Here is a 17810-nt window from a genome sequence, read left to right as displayed (position 1 = left end):
GACACTTTCGTGATTTCCGACACTTGAAGCCGGCCCGTCGCTTGCTCTCGGTAACCGTGATGCTGCAACGAACGCTGTTCCTCTTGAGCCTCAGCCTGCTGCTGTGGGGTTGTGGCGCGAGCCCCGAAAGGCGCGAGAGCACACGCGCCGAGCTGTCCGGGGAGTCCGCCCTGCTCTCGGAGTTTCGGGCGGCAGAGCGCGAGACCGGCGTGCCCGCAGAGGTGCTCGCCAGTATTTCCTGGGTGCAGACGCGCCTCGGCAACGCGAAGAACCCCGCGCCCTTCGCGGCGGCCGGAGAGGACCACGTGCCGAGCGAGTGGGGCTTGATGGCCATCGGCAGCGCAAACCTCACCAGCGTGGACGTGGCAGCCACGCTCACGGGCACCACTGCGGAGCAGGTGGCCACGAACGACGGCGCGAACGTGCGCGGCGCCGCCGCGCTCTTGCGGGTGATGGGACGCGCCCGCGGCGTCACCCGGGGCGCGCCCCAAGCAGCCTGGCTCGAAGCAGTGGAGGCCTACGGCGGCGACGCGCTGCGCGTGGAGGTGGCAGAGCTTCTGCGAGTCGGCTTCGTCGGCAAGGACGCCGCCGGTTTGGAGCTCCGCATGACCGGCACTGGAGCGAGCGACGAGCTCGGGACGGTGCAGCTGGCTCTGGGCTACCCGGGCGCCAACTGGAACCCCGCCTACAGCGGCAACTACACCAACTCGAACCGCGGCGCTTCGCAGATCAACTACATCGTGATCCACACCACCCAGGGCAGCTACGCCGGCACCATCTCCTGGTTCAAGAACGCGTCCTCCAAGGTCAGCGCCCACTACGTGGTGCGCTCGAGCGACGGCCAGATCACGCAGATGGTCGACGATGCCGACATCGCCTGGCACGACGCCTGTTTCAACACCAACTCCATCGGCATCGAGCACGAAGGTTACGTCGCCGATCCGGGCAAGTGGTACACCGAGGCGATGTACACCGCGAGTGCCAAGCTCACGGCTTGGCTCGCGGATCAGTACGGGATCCCGAAGGACAAGGCTCACATCATGGGCCACGGCGAGGCGCCGGACTGCTCCGATCACACGGATCCGGGGCCGGGGTGGGACTGGAACCATTACATGTCGCTGGTGAAGAACGGCGGGAATCAAAAGCCCACTGGCTACCTGGACGGCGTGGACTGCGACGGCGTGCGCGGTTGGGCACAGGATCCGGACGCCAAGACGAAGTCGATCGACGTGCACCTGTACTGGGGCGGCGCTGCCGGCTCCGGCGCTCCGGCGACCAGCCTCAACGCGAACGTCTCGCGCCAAGATCTGTGCAGCGCGCTCGGCTCCTGCGAGCACGCCTTCGACATCGCGGCGCCGCTGTCCCTGTTCGATGGCAAGCCCCACGAGGTCCACGCCTATGCCATCGACAGCGCCGGCGGTCCCAACGCGGAGCTGAACAAGAGCCCCGGAACGCTGAACTGTACCGCACAGGTGCCCACTGGCGTGCGGCGCCACGTGACCAATCCGGACAGCCTCGCGGCCTGGCACTTCGATCTGTTCTGGCAGATGCTGCCGCTGTCGGACGCTCAGATCGCCGGCATCCCCGAGGCCGACCCCCTGCCCGCCACGCCGGAGCTGGTGCAAGCCGACGACGGCTCGCCGGAAGTGTGGATCGTCGACGGCAAGTGGCGCCGCCACGTGCCGAGCCCCGAAGCCATGGCCGCGTGGGGCTTCGCCTTCTCCGACGTGCAGCAGGTTCCGGCGGCGCAGGTGAACGCGCTGAAGGAAGGCCCCGCGCTCAGGCCAGAGCCTATTCTGGTCAAGGACTCGGCGGGCAAGGTGGACGCCATCGACGATCCCTTCCCGGTGGATCCGCCGAGCACCGGCGGCGCCGGGGGTGCCGGGGGCTCCACCGCCACCGGGGGCTCCACCGCCACGGGCGGGTCCACCGCGAGCGGCGGCAGCTCCGGCGGCCAGAAGACGAAGCTCGTGGACGACAGCAGCGACGGCTCCTGCGCGTGTCGCGCCGCGGGCGGCTCGCCGCGCGGTACCTCGGGGTGGTTCGCGCTGCTGCTCCTCGCACTGCCCTGGCTCCGGCGCCGACCGCGCCGCGCCCTCGTGCCCCTCGTTCTGTTCGCCCTCGGTTGTTCCGCGGCCCCGGATGACGGCGCCGTGGAGGGGGATCCCAGCGCGGACGATCCAGCGCTGATGAGCGTCTCCAGCGAGCCCCTCTCCAGCATCGACTGCTCCGAGTCCCAAGACACCGGCTACACCTCGGGCAAAGCGTTCCCCATCACGGTGGTGACGGTAGACGGCAAGAAGGTCGAGAAAGACACCGCCAACGCCTACTACGTGATGGCGCAAGCGGCGGCCGCCGCGGGCGTGAACCTCAAGATAGTGAGCGGGTTCCGCACCATGGCGGAGCAGCAGTACCTGTACAGCTGTTACGTCAACTGCAGCTGCAACAACTGTAACCTCGCCGCCAAGCCCGGCTACAGCAACCACCAGAGCGGCCACGCGCTGGATCTGAACACCTCCGCCAGCGGCGTGCTCACCTGGCTCAACAACCACGGCGCTGCCTACGGCTTCAAGCGCACCGTCCCCAGCGAGACCTGGCACTGGGAGTGGTGGGGCGGTGGTCCCGGCGGCGGCCCCTGCGGCAATCACAAACCCACGGGCTACCTCGACGGCGTGAGCTGTGACGGCGTCAACGGCTGGGCGCAGGATCCCGACGAGAAGACGAAGTCCATCGACGTCCACCTGTACTGGGGCGGCCCCGCCGGTTCGGGCGCCAAGGGCACCAGCCTGAACGCCAACCAGTCGCGACAAGATCTGTGCTCCGCCTTGGGCTCCTGCGAGCACGCCTTCGACATTTCGCCGCCGCTATCACTGTTCGACGGCCAGCCCCACGAGGTGCACGGCTACGCCATCGACAGTCAAGGCGGCGCCAACGCCGAGCTCAACAAGAGCCCCGGTACGCTGAAGTGCACCGCCGAGGTGCCCAAGGGCGTGCGCCGCCACGTCATCAATCCGGACAGCCTCGCCGCGTGGCACTTCGATCTGTTCTGGCAGATGCTGCCACTCTCGGATGCGCAGATCGCGAGCATTCCGGAAGAGGACGCGCTGCCCGCCACGCCAGAGCTGATTCAAGCGGACGACGGCTCGCCGGAAGTGTGGCTGGTGGACGGCAAATGGCGCCGCCACGTGCCCGATCCGGCCGCCATGGCCGCCTGGGGCTTCGCCTTCTCGGACGTACAGCAAGTGCCCGCCGCGCAGGTGAACGCCCTCGAGGTCGGTCCGGATCTCCGCGCCGAGCCGATCTTGGTGAAGGACGAAAGCGGCAAGGTGGACGTCATCGACGAGCCCATGCCCGTCGAACCGCCGAGCGGCGGCACCGGCGGCGCGAGCGGCTCGGGCGGCGACAGCGCTTCGGGCGGCGCTCCCGCAATGGGCGGCGCCACGGCCAGCGGCGGGAGCTCCGGCGTTGGTCAAAAGACGAAGCTCAGCGACAGCGGCAGCGACGAGGGCTCCTGCGCGTGCCGCGCCGCGGGCCGAACCCCAGCCGACCCCTGGGGCTTCCTTGCCTTTGCGCTCGTTCTGCTGCCCTGGCTGCGTCGGCGCAATGCGGGCGCGTTCCAACCGAGAGAGTGAAAGCAGTGCGCGAATGACCGCCGGATCCCCCGCCGAGCGCGGGCCTCGATCTTGCTATGTTGCCCCATCATGTTGAACACGATCATCGCTCCCGTCGACGGCTCCGAAGGCAGCACCAAGGCCGTCCGGTTCGCTGGACAGCTCGCCAAGCAGACCGGTGCCGAGCTGATCCTCATGTACGTGTACGACGCGCCCACCGCGTCGGCCATGGGCCTTGCCCGCCAATCGCGGGAGGAGCTCGAACACGTCAAGGAGGAGGTCGCCAAGGGCAGTTTTCAGGCGGCGGAGGCCGTGCTGGAGGGAACGCCCGCCAAGCGCTACGTCACCTTCGGCCATCCATCCCACGAGATCGTGAGCTACGCCAAGCAGGTGAAGGCGGATCTGGTCGTGATGGGCAGCCGCGGCCTGTCGCAGATGGAAGGCTTGCTCCTCGGCAGCGTCAGCGACCAGGTCGTGCACCACGCGCACTGCGCCGTCACCATCGTTCGCTGACGTCTTCTTGGGTTGGTCCGGCGCGGAACCTCGCGCCGCGCTCGCCAGGAATGTCACAGCGCGGCGCGTGTTGATCCGGGCGAAGTCCAGGTTCCCCCGCGTTTCGCTTCATGCTGATCCGTGCGCGCCGAGCAGGACCTGTGGCGGAAAGGCGAGGACATCATGACCTCCGAAGCTCAGGACAACTGCGTCGCGATCTTCGATCGACACCAGGACGTGGAGGCGGCGATTCGCAGACTGCAAGCTGCGGGGTTCGACATGAAGAAGCTGTCGATCGTGGGGCGCGACTACCACACGGAAGAGCGCCCCGTCGGCTTCTACAACGCCGGAGACCGCGTCCGGCATTGGGGACGCCTCGGTGCCTTCTGGGGCACGGTGTTCGGCATCGTGTTCGCACCCGCGTTCTTCTGGATCCCCGGCGTGGGGCCGATCTTGACTGGAGGTCTGATCGGCTCGGTGCTCATGGGCACCATCGAAGGCGCCGCTGCCGGAGCCGTGGCGGGAGGCGCCGGCAGTGCCTTGGCGGCGGCGCTAGTGAGCATCGGTATCCCGAAGGACAGCGTCATCCGCTACCAAGCGGAGCTCAGCGCCGAACACTTCCTGTTGATTGCGACGGGCACTGCGGACGACGTGCATCGGGCGCAGAAGCTCCTGATGGAGGGCGCCCGCTCCGTCAGCCTGCACCGCGGCGCGACGGCGTAGTCGATCAACCCTTGCCCAGAGCCAGGAGCAGCGCTTCCTGCGTCCCTTCGGGCGCTGCTTCGTCGGGGCCCAAGAGGCGAACCGCGAGCTCTTTGCCCGAGCCTCGCGCCACCGCCACGCGAACGGCGTGCATGGGCTCGAGGGGGCCGTGCGGGCTACCGAGGGTATCCGGTTGGCTCGGGGGTCGCGTGAGCACCTTGGGCAGAGACGACGGCGAGCGAGCGCTGGTGAGCACGCTCGGCGGCTCCGCGCGCTCCGATGGCACGCCCGCGCTCGATCCGTGATCCGTGTCGCGGCTCTCGGGCTCGTCCTCGCCGGCGTCCGGCGTGGTGACGACCGGGGCCTTCGCGCGCTCGGCTTCGCGCATCATGGCGTTCACGTCCATCACCATCGTGCGCTCCACCGGGCGCTTCACTCCGGCGTTGACGACGGTCGGCTCCAGCCAATCCGACGAGACCGGGGGGCGCGGACGCTCGGGCTTCGGCTGAGGCACTTCGTTGATGGGCTCCGTGGGGCCGGTGTCGCTGGATGCCGGTATGGATTGCGCGGCGGCTTCCAGCAGCGCCGAGTCGGGCGCTTCGAGGTGTGTGATGTCGTCCGGCGCCACCTTGTAGGGGGCCGTGCGCGCGTGGTGGCGCATGCTGCCCGTGACCTCTTCCGGCGAACGCGCCGTGGGTAGACCGACACCGGGGCTCGGCGGCGGGCGACTCGGCGCCCGGGGAACGGGGCGCGTTTCGAGCTCTTGTGCCGCGCGATCGAGCTCGTCCGCGCGAGCGTGCTGGCCATCCGCGGTGGCGGCCTGCACCGCGTGATGCATCCAAGAAACGCTCTGTTCGCGGTCGCCGCGATGCCACAGCGCCGTGGCCGTCTCCACCGCCCAGCGAACGTCCGCCGAGTCGTTCTCGGTCGGACGCATCACGTCCTCCAGCCAGTTCGAGCCGCCGCCCATGCCAGTAGAGGATACCTCGCGTCAGGCCTTCTCGAACAGGGTCGCGATGCCTTGCCCCACGCCGATGCACAGCGTCGCGAGGCCGAGCTTGGCGGCCGGATCGCTCTGCATTGCGTGTAGCAGGGTAGCGACGATGCGCGCGCCCGAGGCGCCGATGGGATGGCCCAAGGCGATGGCGCCGCCGTTCACGTTCACCTTGGCGGGATCGAGATCCAGTCCGCGAATGCAGGCCAGGCTCTGGGCAGCGAATGCTTCGTTCAGCTCGACGATGTCCAGATTGGGGGCCCGCAGGCCCGCTCGCGACAGCGCCTTCTTGGTCGCCGGGATTGGACCTTCGCCCATGTAGCTCGGGTCCACCCCGGCCGTGGCGGAGGCGACCACGCGCAGGGCCGGCGTGACCCCCATCTCCTTGGCGATGGCTTCGCTGCAGAGCAGCACCGCGGCGGAGCCGTCGTTCAGCGGCGAGGAGTTGCCCGCGGTGACGCCGCCGCCCTCACGAAACGCCGCCGGCAGCTTGGCCAGCTTTTCCAGGGAGGTATCCGGGCGAATCGACTCGTCCCGCTCCACCGTGACGGGGTCGCCCTTGCGCTCTGGGATGGTCACCGGCACGACCTCCTTGGCGAAGGCGCCGCGCTCCCAAGCGGCGGCGGCCTTCTTGTGGGAGCCGAGGGCGAACTCGTCCTGCTCCTCCCGGCCGATGCCGAACTTCTTGGCGACGTTCTCCGCAGTCTCGCCCATGCCCATGAGCTCGAAGCGCTGCTTCATCTTCGGGTTCGGATAGCGCCAGCCCAGGGTGGTGTCGTAGATGACCGGCGGTGTGCGCGGGAACGCCTCCGTGGGCTTGGGCATGGAGTAGGGGGCCCGTGTCATGCTCTCCACGCCACCGGCGACCACCACGTCGGCCTCGCCCAGGGCGATCATACGGGCGGCGTCGTTCACGGCTTCCAAGCCGGAGCCGCACAAGCGGTTCACCGTGACGGCGGCCACCTCGTAGGGCAGCCCCGCCAGCAGCGACGCCATGCGGGCAACGTTGCGATTGTCCTCTCCGGCCTGATTGGTGGAGCCGAACACGACCTGATCGATGCGTGCCGCGAGCGCGGGTTGGCGCGCCACGAGCCTCTCGATCACGTGGCACGCGAGATCGTCCGTGCGCACCGCGGACAGGGCCCCGCGGTACTTTCCAATGGGCGTGCGGACGGCATCGATGACGTAGACGGCGGACGCTGACATGCGGTCCAGCATAGCAGCCGAAGCCGCCAGCGTTTTGCGCGAAATTCCGCCTTCGCTGCGCGCGACCCCGACCCGCGCCGTTCCAAAAGCTCGCGAGCCCCCCGGGCTTCATTTCGCAACGGGGCGCGTGTACCGTACCGCCATGTCGGATCCGCCGTGGGACGTGTGGCCGTATCATCGACCTGGCTCTGCGGTGAGATTCCCGCGCGACGAAGGCTGGCACCGCCTGCTTCCCGGTCGCATCGCGAATCCCGCGTTGAGCGACATGGAGTGGGTGTACTTGAACACGCACCTGAAAGAGCAGGGCGGAGCCGGGCGCACCTTCGTGGTGTTCGCCGCCTACTTCACCCAAGCGCTGCGCTTCTTGGTGGTGCGCGCCTTCGATGCCCAAGACAAGTACTTGGGGGCGTGGACCGGGACCGCGTGGGGGCTCCTCAGGCCGTCGCCGGATGGTCTGGATCTCACCTTCAAGCACGGTGGCGGTACGGACACCTGGAAGACCAAGCTGAGCGGCGGGAGCGCCGTGCCCTTCGCCTCGGAGCTGTCCGCCTTCGACGACGCCCAGAAGTTCTCCGTTCACCTCGAGCTGACGAACGAGAAGCGCCCCTACGAAGCCGGCGGCAGGGGTTACCTGCCCTTCGGCAAGAACGGATCCTTCTACTACTACTCGCTCTCGCGCATGTCCGTCACGGGCACGCTCGAGCTCACCAAGCTCGACGGCAGCGGCAGCGAGACGGTGACGGTGACCGGAATGGGCTGGTACGACCACCAGTGGGGGCCGTTCTACGTCACGCCCCTACGCAACAAGTATCTCGAGCAGTACGAATGGATGAGCATCCAGCTCGATTCGGGCGACGAGATCCTGCTCACCACCGTGTGGGACGCGAACGGCACCACGCCCAGCCTCCCTGCATACGGAGGCGCGGGCCTCATCCGCGCGGACCAGTCCTTCGACAAGCTGGTGGGCGCGCACCGCTGGAAGCGCACGAAGTTCTGGCGCTCGCCGCGGCAGCACGCCACCTACGCTTCGGAATGGACCTTCGAAGCGCCGGAGTGGAACACCAACCTGGTGATCAAGCCCCGCTATCACGATCAGCTCACGCCCTTGGTGGACGAGCCTCCGCCCAACATCTTGGGCGCCGTCAGTCGCCTGTTCGAAGGCGTGGCTCAGTGGTTCGGCGATTTCTGGGAAGGGAGCTGCACTGTGAGCGGCACCTTCGACGGCAATCCCGTCACCGGCTTCGCCTTTGCGGAGCTGGTGAAGCGCTACGAGGACCCGCAGTTTCGCGTGGACGTCGTGCGCAACGAGTCGGATCTCACGGTTCTGCAGTGGCGCGTCAAGAACCCCGACGAGCAGGTGCCGCTCCGCTACCGCTTCTTCTTGGAGCGGGAAGACGGCAGTCCGATCGTCGACGTTCCGGGGTTGGAGGTACCGGTGATGGTGCTCGACGACCCCACGCTTCCGAAGAACGAGCATCTGATTGCCCGGGTGGTGGCGACGAGTCTCGACGGATCCATCTCCGGCACCGACACGACCACCGTCGTCCTGCGCTGACGCCTTTGATTTTTGTCGGGACGCCGCGGGCACGTCGCTTCGCGATGCCGAACGGCGCGGGACCCGCGGCGCACCAACAACAATGATTTGACCCCGAAAGCCACGCCGACGAGGATGCGTGCGTGGCAAAGAAGAAGGTCTTGATCCTGGGTGGCGGTCTTTCGGCGCTGTCGGCGGGGGTGCACCTCCTGCAAGAGGGTGGCAAAGACAAGTTCGAGGTCACGCTCCTGTGCATGGAGGACCGGCTCGGGGGCAAGGCGGCCAGCTGGCGCTTCCCGGACGGGCGCTTCATGGAGATCGGGTTCCACGCCGTGTTCGGCTACTACCGCGCGCTGCAGACGCTGGTGGGGCGCGGCGGTCACGCCATCGACAATCCGGTGTACTTCACGCCCAACGAGGGCGAGCATTTGATGTACGAGGCGAGCGCTCGCGCGGTGAACCGTCTCGATATCCCCCAAGGGCCGTTGGACGTGGCAGCGCTCTTCAACAGCGGCTTCGTGGGCTACCAGGGCATGAGCTTCACGGAGAAGCTGGCGGCGGCGCGCTGGATGGCGACGACGGGCGCCCGGTTGCTGCTCAGCACGGTAGAGAGCGACATCGACGAGCACGCCTTCACGGCCTACTGCGTGTCCACGGGGCTCGATATCGGCCTCACGCGGAAGAGCTGGTTCCGCTACGTGCTGGACCTGGCATTCAACTACCCGAACGAGGGCAGCGCCTACGTGGGCATGTACGGCTTCCAGCGCTTGATGGGACCGGAGAACAGCACTGTTTATTACCTGAACGGACCGCTGAGCGAGATCATCGTGCGGCCCGTCGCGGATCTGTTCGTGTCGCTCGGCGGCAGCATCGAGTTCTGTACCAAGGTCACGCGCATCGAGCTCGACCCCACCACCAAGAAGGTGACTCAGCTCGGGACGCGCAAGATGGCGGACGTGACGCCGGTAGCGGGCATTTCCGACTACGTGACGCCTACGCCCATCGGCGGCAGCTACTCGCTGGAGGAAAACCCGTATCCGGTGGGGGACCCGGCGCCCGCAACCGGCGTGGCGGAGGTGGTGCGGACTCTGGGCGCGGATTTCGACGAAGTGGTGTGCACCCTTCCGGTGGACAGCGCGCGCACTCTGCTGTCCACGACCCCGGACTTCGAGCGTGCGGTGCTGGACGTGCCGGAGCTCCGTCGCATGTGGGGGCTCCGAAGCGTGGCCAGTCTGTCCATGCGCATGTGGCTACCGGAAAAGGTGATGCCGTCGAGCTACAGCACCGTGGTGATGGGAACGCCGCAGCCCGGGGCGACGATCATCGACTACACCAACCGAGTGACGGAGCTCGCGCAGAGCAGCTGGGGCTCGGTGATCGAGTTCGAAGGCCAGGAGGGGCGCCATGCGGGGTTGACCGACATGGAGATCGCCCGAGATTTGCTCGAGTCCTTCGACGACCTGCCCTTCGTGGACAGCACCAAGCTTCACATCGACAAGATCTTGAATCAGACGGACAACCATCACTTCGTGTTTCGTCGCAACACGGCGCATCACCTGCGCTACTTGCTGATGGAGCCGGGGCACTGGAAGTACCGCGTGGTGCAAGAGGCTCGACCCTACGAAAACCTCACCTTCGCAGGCGACTGGATGGTCGGTTCGCAGCCGACGGCGAGCATGGAGGCAGCCGTGCGCACCGGCCGCGTGGCAGCGAACCTGCTGCGCGCCGCGAACGGCTTGCCGGACGCGGTGGAGTAGCCGGCTCGACGAAACGCCTGCGAGGCGCTACCGTGAACCCAGCTTGCTTCGGAGGTGGGTCATGAAAACAGTTCTGTTCAGCGTGGTCGTGCTGGTCGTTGCGGTGGGCTGCGGCGGGTCGTCGGATTCCGGGCTCGGTAGCGGAGGGAAGGACGGCGGCGCGGGCAGCGGTGGCGCGACGGGCGGAGCCGCGGGCAGCGCGGCGCGACGGGCGGAGCTGCGGGCAGCGGCGGCGCGACGGGCGGAGCTGCGGGCAGCGGCGGCGCGACAGGCGGAGCCGCGGGCAGCGGCGGCGCGACGGCGGAGTGCGGGCGCGGCGGCGCGGCGGGCGGCGGGCAGCGGGCGGCGCGGCGGGCAGCGGTGGCGCGGCGGGCAGCGGAGGCGCGCCGCCGGGCCCCGAGTGCAAGACCGACTCGGACTGCACGCTCTACTCCGACTGCTGTACCTGTACGGCGCTCTCGCCCAGCGATCCGCAACCCCCAGCGTGTCCCAACACGTGCCTGGTGGACAAGTGCACCGAGCTGCAGCTCGCCGAGAAGAAGCCGAGCTGTCAGGCGGGGCGCTGCGTCGCCGGTTTCGACTGCGACACCAAGAAGGTCACCTGCAAGATCCCCGAGCCGACGTGCGCTGCGGGCGAGGTGCCCAGCGTCAAGGGGTCCTGCTACGGCCCTTGCGTTCCGGCGGTGGAGTGCATGAACGTGCCGGACTGCGCCAAGTGCGCGAAGGCGGACGCGTGCGTCAGCGACGTGGCCCAGCTCGGCCCAACGAACCACTGCGTGGACGTGCCCGCTCAGTGCGGCTCTGACGCCACCTGCAGCTGTCTGGGCCCCTCCGTGTGCACCGGCATCTTCTCCGCCTGCTCGGACAAGTCCGGCGTGACGGGCGTGACCTGCAGCTGCCCCACCTGCTGACGGCGAAGGCGGGCTTGCCGTGCGCGAGCCCGCCTCAGCGCCTCACCCAGCTCACCTTGAAGCGATAGCGCTGGGGAGTGACGCGATTGTAAGTGGTGGGATAGGGCGTGCGGCCCAGCATGGCGATGATGGTGTCGCTCCAGCCGCACATGAGCTCGGGGATACCTTGCGGCAGGTCCGGATCCTCGAGCTCGCCGATGAGGTAGTCGTCCGCCTCTTCCACCACGTTGAAGCTGCCGAGGGTGCTCTGGCGCGACCACACGCTGGACGCCCGGTTGAACACCAGGGCCGGTGTCGCGAACTTCAGGAACATGCGATAGATGACGTGCACCTGAAAGCGCGCGGCCATGGCGCCGAGCTCTCGGATCTCTTTCGGCTCACCGTTCACCGCGGAGGTGAAGGCCTTCATCAGGTCGTGCAAGTGGACCCGGGGGTACCAAGAGTTGGCGAAGATGGGCTGAGTGAAGAACGTTCGCCCGTCGTCGCTCAGGTGCTCCTCCACACGCTTCCACAGCGCGCTGCGATCGCGTTGCAGCGGCGTCACGTAGGACAGCAGCGTGTATCCTTTGACTTGAGCTTCGCCGTACACGCCGACCTCAATCCGCGACCACGGGACCGTCGTCCGTCCAGCGGTAGAAACCGAGTCCCACTTTCTTGCCGAGGCGACCGGCCCGGACCATCTGTCGCAAGATCGTCGGGGGGCGGAACTGCTCCCCGACCTCGCGTTGAAGGTGCTCCAGAATCGCGAGGCGCACGTCGAGGCCAACGAGATCCGTGAGCTTCAGCGGCCCCATGGGGTGGCGATAGCCGAGCTCCATGGCCCGATCGATGTCCTGGGCGCTCGCCACTCCGGACTCGAGCATGCGCATGGCCTCGGCGCCCAGGGCGACGCCCAGGCGACTGGACGCGAAGCCCGGCACGTCGTTGACGACGATGGGTTCCTTCTCGATCTGTTTCGCGAAGGCGAGAGCGCGCTCCACCGTCGCTTCCGAGGTTCCCAGGCCGCGCACGATCTCGAGCAGCGGCATGACCGGCGGCGGATTGAAGAAGTGTAGTCCCACGGTGCGAGCCGCCGCGTCGATCCTTTGTCCGAGCTCCGTGATGGATAGGCTGGAGGTGTTGGATGCGAGCAGCGTGTCCCCGCCGGATGCTGCCTTCACGCGGCTCATGAGCTCGACCTTGAGCGCCATGTCCTCGGGTGCGGCCTCGATCACGAGGTCTGCCCCGGCGCAAGCCGTGGTCACCTCCGTGTGCCGGGCGATGCGATCCATGGCGGCGGCGCGGGCCTCGGGCGTCAGCTTCTTCTTCTCCACCATGCGCCCGAGCTGCTTCTCGATGGCCGCGAGGGCGCCATCCAGTGCCGCTGCCTGCACGTCGAACAGCCGCACGGACGTTCCGCGGGACGCACACAGCTGGGCAATCCCCCGCCCCATGGTCCCCGCTCCCAGCACCGTGACCACCCGGACCGCCTCTGCCATGAAACAGAGGAGTATTCCCTGCGGCCCGCGATGTCTACCGCCTCAGGGCCGTACCGCGTGCCCAGCGAGGTCCGCCTCGCAGGTCACGCACTTCTTGGGAACCTTGTTCCGGTGGTAGACCTGTCCGCAGCTCGGGCACAGGCGGGCATCTCCCTCGAAGGTGATGACCTCGCCGCTCTCGGCGCAACGTTTGCCGGCCACCTGGACGCCGGTGATCGTCACCCATTCGCCGTCGTCGTCCTTGGGCTCGGGCAGCGAGTCCGTGGCGCTCTGCTTGACGTCGAGCACGTCCGGCACGCGCTCGACGGCTTCTTTCAGGATCCGTGCAGCCGCAGCCTTGTGGGCGGCCATCGGCAGCTCGAGCTTCAGTCCGTCCCCGCTGAGCACGAGGTACGAGCGCTCCACGTAGATGCGCTCCAGATCACACCACGCCAGGCGGATGATCTCGGTTCCCTTTTCCACGGCAACGCCTGCGTCGCCGACGCGCACGGGGATGGCGCCGGCATCGCCGAACCACAGCGCAGCGCCCAGCACCAACGCGCCACCGGCGACGATGTAGCTGCCGTAGCTCATGGGTGGATCCTTGATCCACTGCGCGTACACGCCTGCGCCCAGCGCGCCTGCACCCAGCATTCCTGCGACGGCGGCGACGGTGGAGCTCTGCGTCTGGTTCCCGACGAAGCGCCGCTCCTTGCGCTCCCGGCGGGGGGCCTTCTTGCCCCGTTTCTTCTTGCGTTCCGTTTCGGCCATGCGGCGGGCCGGGAGCCTAACCCGAGGCGCCCGCGAGCAAGCAAGGAATTGATGGTCGAACAGCCCCGAAGAGTGCAGGGAAGGGTAATCTACTCCGGTGCGAGCCACGCAGGCGCTTTTGTACTCCCTGCCGGTGATCACCGTCTTCGTGGTGGGCTTCGCCACGCTGGTGGTCGGCGCGCCGCGTCCCTACTGGGGCGCGCGGCTGTACGGCGGGCCGGTGGAGGGCGCGACGCGCCTTTCCTGGCAGCTGGAAGCCGTGGAACGCCTCGGCGAGGTGGAGGCCGCTGCCCCGGTGCAGCGCGCACGGGTGGAAGCGACGCTTCCGAGCGGCTCCAGCGTGAGTTGGGAGGGCGCGCTGGACGCGGAAGGGCGCGCCTTCGTGAGCCTCGATCCGGGCGTTCCAGCGCAGGGGCCCGTTCGCGTGCACGTGGTGAGCCTCACGCCTCCGGCCGAGCTCGCGCGAGGCAGCGTCTCTATGACGCGCGAAGCGTGGCTCCACAAGGCCCGCCGCCGCGGCGGTTTCATCGACGGGAAATCGAGTGGTGCGCTGCGGCTTCGCGTGGCGCCGGCGCGCGGGGTGTTCGCCGTACCGTTTTCGGATCCTCTGCTCGTGGAGGTCAACGACGAGCACGGCGCCGTGGAAGGAGCCACGCTGAGCCTGTCGCCGGATGGTGTCGACGCGCGTCAGAAGGAGCGAGTGACGGACGCGAAGGGGCGCGCGCTGTTCGACGTCACACCGCGGGAGCACGCCGTGTCGGTGCGCCTCACCGCTCGGAAGGGCGAGCGCGAGGGCACCTGGTTCGGTGCGCTTCCGGTGATCCCCGGCGCGCTGCACGCGCGGCTCGAGAACGGCAAGCTGTGGCTCGCGTCACCCATCGTGCACGAGCGCGCCTACTACGCGATCCTGGATCGCGACGGACGGTTGTTCGGCGACAGCGTGCCCCTTGCACCCGACTCCCGGGGCGGCGCAGCGGCCATCGTGGATTTCCCGAAGCTCGGCACGGCCCCGATGTGGTGCGTGGTTTCGAGCGAGGCCGATCTGGCATCGCCGGCGGCGGTGGGTTGGCCGCTCTCGCCCGTGTCCAGCGACGCTCCTCCGGCTCACACCTTCGCGGTGGCGGACACGTTGCTGCTCGATGGTCTGCTCTCGGGCTACGCCGTCGAGAGCCGCCGCGTGCGCCGTGCCCGCAACATTGCCGCGGCCTTCGCCGTGGCCGCGGCGCTGTTGGCGGCCGTGCTGATGGTGCTCCACACCCGAGACGCCCGCGCTCGTCTCGACCAGCACCTGCTCGCCGCCGGGAGCGACCGCGAAGCGGCGGCCCGCGTCGCCGACGGCAGCCGCCGCCCTTGGGTCGTGGCCATCGGGGTATTGGGCGTGATGCTCGGCTTTTTGTTCCTCGCCCTGCTGTCGATGATGCGCGTGCGTTGAGGCGGACTTGTCGCCCGCAGCGCCCTTTGGCTACCGTGCGTCGGATGCCTCGATGGTCCAAGAAGGGCGCGCTGGTCCTGGGCGTGCTGGCTCTCGCTTGCGGTGCCGCGGCTCCGCCCCCGGCGGCCGCCAAGCCCCGCGCGGCACGCGCGCCCGCGGCGCACCGGGCTCGGCCCGCGATCGGCGCAGCCACTGCGGATCGGGTCAAGCTCTCGTGGGAGGCAGCGGCGGGTGGCTACGGTCGCGCGGTGGCCGTCAGCTCCCGTCTCGGTCGCGTGGCGTTCGCCAACCGCGACACCGTGCGGGTGTACGACCTCGGCAGCGGCAAGCGCGTCGGTGACGTGCGCCGCTGCCAGGAGATCGTGCACACCGGTCTCGGCTTCGTGGACTCGCGGCTGGTGATCGTGTGCGAGGACGGCGTGAGCGTGGTGAGCGCGGACAAGCTCGGCAAGCTGCCCAGCCCGAAGACGGCGCCTGCGCGTGTGACCGCGGCTGCCTTTGCCGGCAAGCACCTGGCCCTCGGTCACCACGATGGCGTGGTGCGCATCCTGGATCTCGCCGGCGGCGCCGGCGCCGAAATCGTCGTCCCGGGCCCGCCGGTGGACGTGAAGAGCCTGGCGCTGAGCCCGGATGGCAACAAGGTCGCCGTGGCCTGGACCCAAGGCTCGATCTGGTGGTGGAACGTGAGCGAACCGGAGGCATTCCACAAGTTGGTGCGCCACGAGAGTGAAGCCGATGCCGTGGCCTTCGACGCGAGCGGCAGCGTGCTCGCGGAGGAAGGCGCCAAGAACACCACCACGCTGTGGAGCTTCGGCGATCCGCCCAAGGAGACCGCCCACCTGAAGAACGGCGATTGGGTGAAGCAGATCCGTTTCACGCCGGACGGCAAATGGCTCGCACGGGGCGGTTCCGACGGGCTCGAGCTGGCGGAGATTGCGGGGCCGAAACGCGTCGCCCTCGATACGCGCGGTGCCGTGGAAGACGTAGCCTTCGACGAGCAGAGCGGCGTGCTCGCGGCGGCGGACCGCGATGGGCGCCTCACCGTCTGGGCCGTCCGCTGATCGTTGGTTCCGCGGCGAGCCGACATGATCGACAGGCCTCCGCTGTGCCAGGGATGTGGCACAAGAGCGGGCACAAACCCCGACAAAAGCCTTGGCGTGGTTGTTGCTGAAGGAGCCGGCCATGCGACACGCCTTGCTTCTCGTGTTTTCGACTTCGATGCTCATGGCTTGCGGCGGAAAGTCCTCGAGCGATGGCGGCGGCGGCTCTGGTGCTCAAGCCGGTAGCGGCGGGGTGGGGGCCACGGGCGGTAGCGGCGGTGTGGGCGCGACCGGCGGCAGCGGCGCGACCGGTGGCATGGCCGGCGCGGGCGGCTCCGCCGGCAACGAATGCAGCGCCGAACTGAAGCAGAACGCGACCCTCGGCGGTCCCGAGGTGGGCTTCGACTCACTCCCGGGCTCGAACGAGAGCGGCATCATTCAGAACGTGTCGAGCTCGGCGCTCGAGATTTCCTTCGGGACCGTGAGCACGCTCTTGGTCTTCAAGTGGGTGGGTCCGGACTTGAGCGACAAGTTCACGAAGGGCGAAGGCGTGGGCTTCGGCGAGCAGAACGGCTGGAGCTACGTTGCGGGTTCCGCGTGGGTCGCGGCAGCGCGACGCGACTTCGGGTTCGTGGCCCAGAGCATTCCCGACCTCCCGTACTATCCCGCTCCTCAGCTCAGCTACGGAACCGAGTGCACGTTCAAGGAAGGCGGCGGCGGGTGCGGGCAGCCAGGGGGCACCATCTCGCTTTTGTCGGTGGATGCTTCCACCGGAGCGGGCGTGGTGAGCGCGGGCCAGGGCCAGACCATCGACTTGTTGGGTTGGCAGATCCACAACGCGAACAGCGCTCAGTACCCCGGCTACGGTAGCGAGAACTGCGTCGTGGAAGCGGGCTTCGCCAGCGTGATCACCGCCGTGGGACCAGCGCTGGACACCTTCAACTGATGTGACCGGCGGATCACGGGGGCGCGAACTCCCGGTGGCGAGGTGTGCGCGATCGCTGTGGCCGGCGGACAACGCTCGGCCCCACACCTCGCGTAAGTAGCGGAAATTCCACTTGGCACGCCGGCTGCTTTGCATGCCCCGGTATGAAGCTCCGAGCGCTCTTGCTGCTGGCTTCCGCGCTGGCGGTGGCCTGCGAGCCCCAGGGAAGCACGACCGGAGATCTCGGTCGCGTGGAGTTCAGCTATGGCGCGAGCTGCCTCGCCGGCTGCGGCCTCGAGCGTCCGCTGCTCGCGGGCTCCACCGAGCGCATCGACGTGAGTGGACCCGGCGACGCCGCCGACATCCAGGTGCGCTCGTCCCGGCCCGAGGTCGCGACCTTCGTGCTCTCGCGCAGCTGCAGCTGTGCTCGACAGAGCGGCAACGCTGCCGAGGTGCACTCGGTGTCGCCCGACGCCGCGTGCGCCGACGGTTGGGAGAAGGAGTGCCAGAACGCCATCTTGGTGAGCGCCCACGCCCCGGGCGACACCGAGCTCGGCCTGATCCGCGCCGATGGGCAGTTGTTGGACCAAGCGACGATCCGCGTGCATCGCGCCGAGAGCATCGAGTTTTCCGCAGGTGAGAGGGTCGAGGCGGTGGTGGGACAGACGGAAAGCGTGGCGGTGGTCGTGAGGGACGCCGATGGTCAGGAGCTGCTCGCCCACGACGGTCTGCGCTGGACCAGCAGCGATCCCTTCGTGCTGGCGTTCTCCACCCTCGGTGGGCCCGCCTCCGAGCCGGGTCACCAGCGGGCCAGTGTGAGCGTGGTGGGCGTTGCCCCGGGGGCCGCCGCGCTCAGCGTGGTGGCCGGGGAAGCGGAAGCGAGCCTGCTCTTCAACATCTCGGAATAGTTGGCATTTTTCTCAGGCCTCGGGGTCCGCTAGATCCTTTGCCGGCGTCGCTCGTCTGTGGGGGCAGACG

At 68.4% G+C, this 17810-nt stretch carries 15 protein-coding genes; 10 read left to right on the top strand and 5 right to left on the bottom strand.

From position 1 onward, the window contains the following. Positions 1-56: 56 nt before the first annotated feature. From H6717_17815 to H6717_17805, 3 genes are all read left to right on the top strand, one after another. On the top strand, positions 57-3632 hold the full coding sequence (locus tag H6717_17815) for an N-acetylmuramoyl-L-alanine amidase (protein ID MCB9578890.1): 3576 nt from the start codon (positions 57-59) through the stop codon (positions 3630-3632). 69 nt (positions 3633-3701) lie between these two features. Next, the gene (locus H6717_17810) at positions 3702-4124 is read left to right on the top strand and encodes a universal stress protein (protein ID MCB9578889.1); all 423 of its coding nucleotides are present in this window, start codon (positions 3702-3704) and stop codon (positions 4122-4124) included. Between the two features lie 162 nt (positions 4125-4286). Further along, the gene (locus H6717_17805) at positions 4287-4826 is read left to right on the top strand and encodes a hypothetical protein (GenBank protein MCB9578888.1); all 540 of its coding nucleotides are present in this window, start codon (positions 4287-4289) and stop codon (positions 4824-4826) included. A 4-nt stretch (positions 4827-4830) separates the two neighbouring features. On the opposite strand, the gene H6717_17800 is transcribed toward H6717_17805, so the two are convergent. After that, on the bottom strand, positions 4831-5742 hold the full coding sequence (locus H6717_17800) for a hypothetical protein (protein ID MCB9578887.1): 912 nt from the start codon (positions 5740-5742) through the stop codon (positions 4831-4833). 54 nt (positions 5743-5796) lie between these two features. After that, positions 5797-7005, bottom strand: coding sequence for a thiolase family protein (locus H6717_17795; protein ID MCB9578886.1), 1209 nt, complete (start codon positions 7003-7005; stop codon positions 5797-5799). Positions 7006-7147: 142 nt separating this feature from the next. Here H6717_17795 and H6717_17790 point away from each other — a divergent pair, with 142 nt between their 5' ends. The 3 genes from H6717_17790 (at position 7148) to H6717_17780 (ending at position 11207) form a co-directional block, all read left to right on the top strand. Then, complete coding sequence (locus tag H6717_17790) at positions 7148-8560, top strand: hypothetical protein (protein MCB9578885.1); 1413 nt, start codon at positions 7148-7150, stop codon at positions 8558-8560. Positions 8561-8682: 122 nt separating this feature from the next. Continuing rightward, the gene (locus H6717_17785) at positions 8683-10296 is read left to right on the top strand and encodes an FAD-dependent oxidoreductase (protein ID MCB9578884.1); all 1614 of its coding nucleotides are present in this window, start codon (positions 8683-8685) and stop codon (positions 10294-10296) included. A 305-nt stretch (positions 10297-10601) separates the two neighbouring features. Further along, on the top strand, positions 10602-11207 hold the full coding sequence (locus H6717_17780; GenBank protein ID MCB9578883.1) for a hypothetical protein: 606 nt from the start codon (positions 10602-10604) through the stop codon (positions 11205-11207). Positions 11208-11241: 34 nt separating this feature from the next. Here H6717_17780 and H6717_17775 read toward each other — a convergent pair whose 3' ends face one another. The 3 genes from H6717_17775 to H6717_17765 are packed head-to-tail and all read right to left on the bottom strand — an operon-like array spanning position 11242 to position 13435. Beyond that, the gene (locus H6717_17775; protein ID MCB9578882.1) at positions 11242-11796 is read right to left on the bottom strand and encodes a hypothetical protein; all 555 of its coding nucleotides are present in this window, start codon (positions 11794-11796) and stop codon (positions 11242-11244) included. A 7-nt stretch (positions 11797-11803) separates the two neighbouring features. Beyond that, on the bottom strand, positions 11804-12685 hold the full coding sequence (locus H6717_17770) for a 3-hydroxyacyl-CoA dehydrogenase family protein (protein ID MCB9578881.1): 882 nt from the start codon (positions 12683-12685) through the stop codon (positions 11804-11806). A gap of 42 nt (positions 12686-12727) precedes the next feature. Further along, positions 12728-13435, bottom strand: coding sequence for a hypothetical protein (locus H6717_17765; GenBank protein ID MCB9578880.1), 708 nt, complete (start codon positions 13433-13435; stop codon positions 12728-12730). Between the two features lie 97 nt (positions 13436-13532). On the opposite strand from H6717_17765, the gene H6717_17760 reads away from it, so the two are divergent. The 4 genes from H6717_17760 (at position 13533) to H6717_17745 (ending at position 17740) form a co-directional block, all read left to right on the top strand. Then, positions 13533-14867 (top strand): hypothetical protein, encoded by a 1335-nt coding sequence (locus tag H6717_17760; protein MCB9578879.1) that lies wholly within the window; start codon positions 13533-13535, stop codon positions 14865-14867. Between the two features lie 44 nt (positions 14868-14911). Beyond that, on the top strand, positions 14912-15928 hold the full coding sequence (locus H6717_17755) for a WD40 repeat domain-containing protein (protein ID MCB9578878.1): 1017 nt from the start codon (positions 14912-14914) through the stop codon (positions 15926-15928). Between the two features lie 121 nt (positions 15929-16049). Beyond that, positions 16050-16853, top strand: coding sequence for a hypothetical protein (locus H6717_17750; protein ID MCB9578877.1), 804 nt, complete (start codon positions 16050-16052; stop codon positions 16851-16853). Between the two features lie 143 nt (positions 16854-16996). After that, positions 16997-17740, top strand: coding sequence for a hypothetical protein (locus H6717_17745; protein ID MCB9578876.1), 744 nt, complete (start codon positions 16997-16999; stop codon positions 17738-17740). Positions 17741-17810: the final 70 nt, after the last annotated feature.

Source organism: Polyangiaceae bacterium (assembly GCA_020633235.1).
In the GTDB taxonomy this organism is placed as follows: domain Bacteria; phylum Myxococcota_A; class Polyangia; order Polyangiales; family Polyangiaceae; genus JACKEA01.
This window is presented reverse-complemented; position numbering and strand designations above follow the sequence as displayed.

Bases quoted from the DNA above. Each gene is read 5' to 3' on its own strand.
- H6717_17770 (MCB9578881.1), bottom strand. From the start codon at position 12,685: ATGGCAGAGGCGGTCCGGGTGGTCACGGTGCTGGGAGCGGGGACCATG.
- H6717_17765 (MCB9578880.1), bottom strand. From the start codon at position 13,435: ATGGCCGAAACGGAACGCAAGAAGAAACGGGGCAAGAAGGCCCCCCGC.
- H6717_17745 (MCB9578876.1), top strand. From the start codon at position 16,997: ATGAAGCTCCGAGCGCTCTTGCTGCTGGCTTCCGCGCTGGCGGTGGCC.
- H6717_17790 (MCB9578885.1), top strand. From the start codon at position 7,148: ATGTCGGATCCGCCGTGGGACGTGTGGCCGTATCATCGACCTGGCTCT.
- H6717_17755 (MCB9578878.1), top strand. From the start codon at position 14,912: ATGCCTCGATGGTCCAAGAAGGGCGCGCTGGTCCTGGGCGTGCTGGCT.
- H6717_17800 (MCB9578887.1), bottom strand. From the start codon at position 5,742: ATGCGTCCGACCGAGAACGACTCGGCGGACGTTCGCTGGGCGGTGGAG.
- H6717_17805 (MCB9578888.1), top strand. From the start codon at position 4,287: ATGACCTCCGAAGCTCAGGACAACTGCGTCGCGATCTTCGATCGACAC.
- H6717_17795 (MCB9578886.1), bottom strand. From the start codon at position 7,005: ATGTCAGCGTCCGCCGTCTACGTCATCGATGCCGTCCGCACGCCCATT.
- H6717_17750 (MCB9578877.1), top strand. From the start codon at position 16,050: ATGCGACACGCCTTGCTTCTCGTGTTTTCGACTTCGATGCTCATGGCT.
- H6717_17810 (MCB9578889.1), top strand. From the start codon at position 3,702: ATGTTGAACACGATCATCGCTCCCGTCGACGGCTCCGAAGGCAGCACC.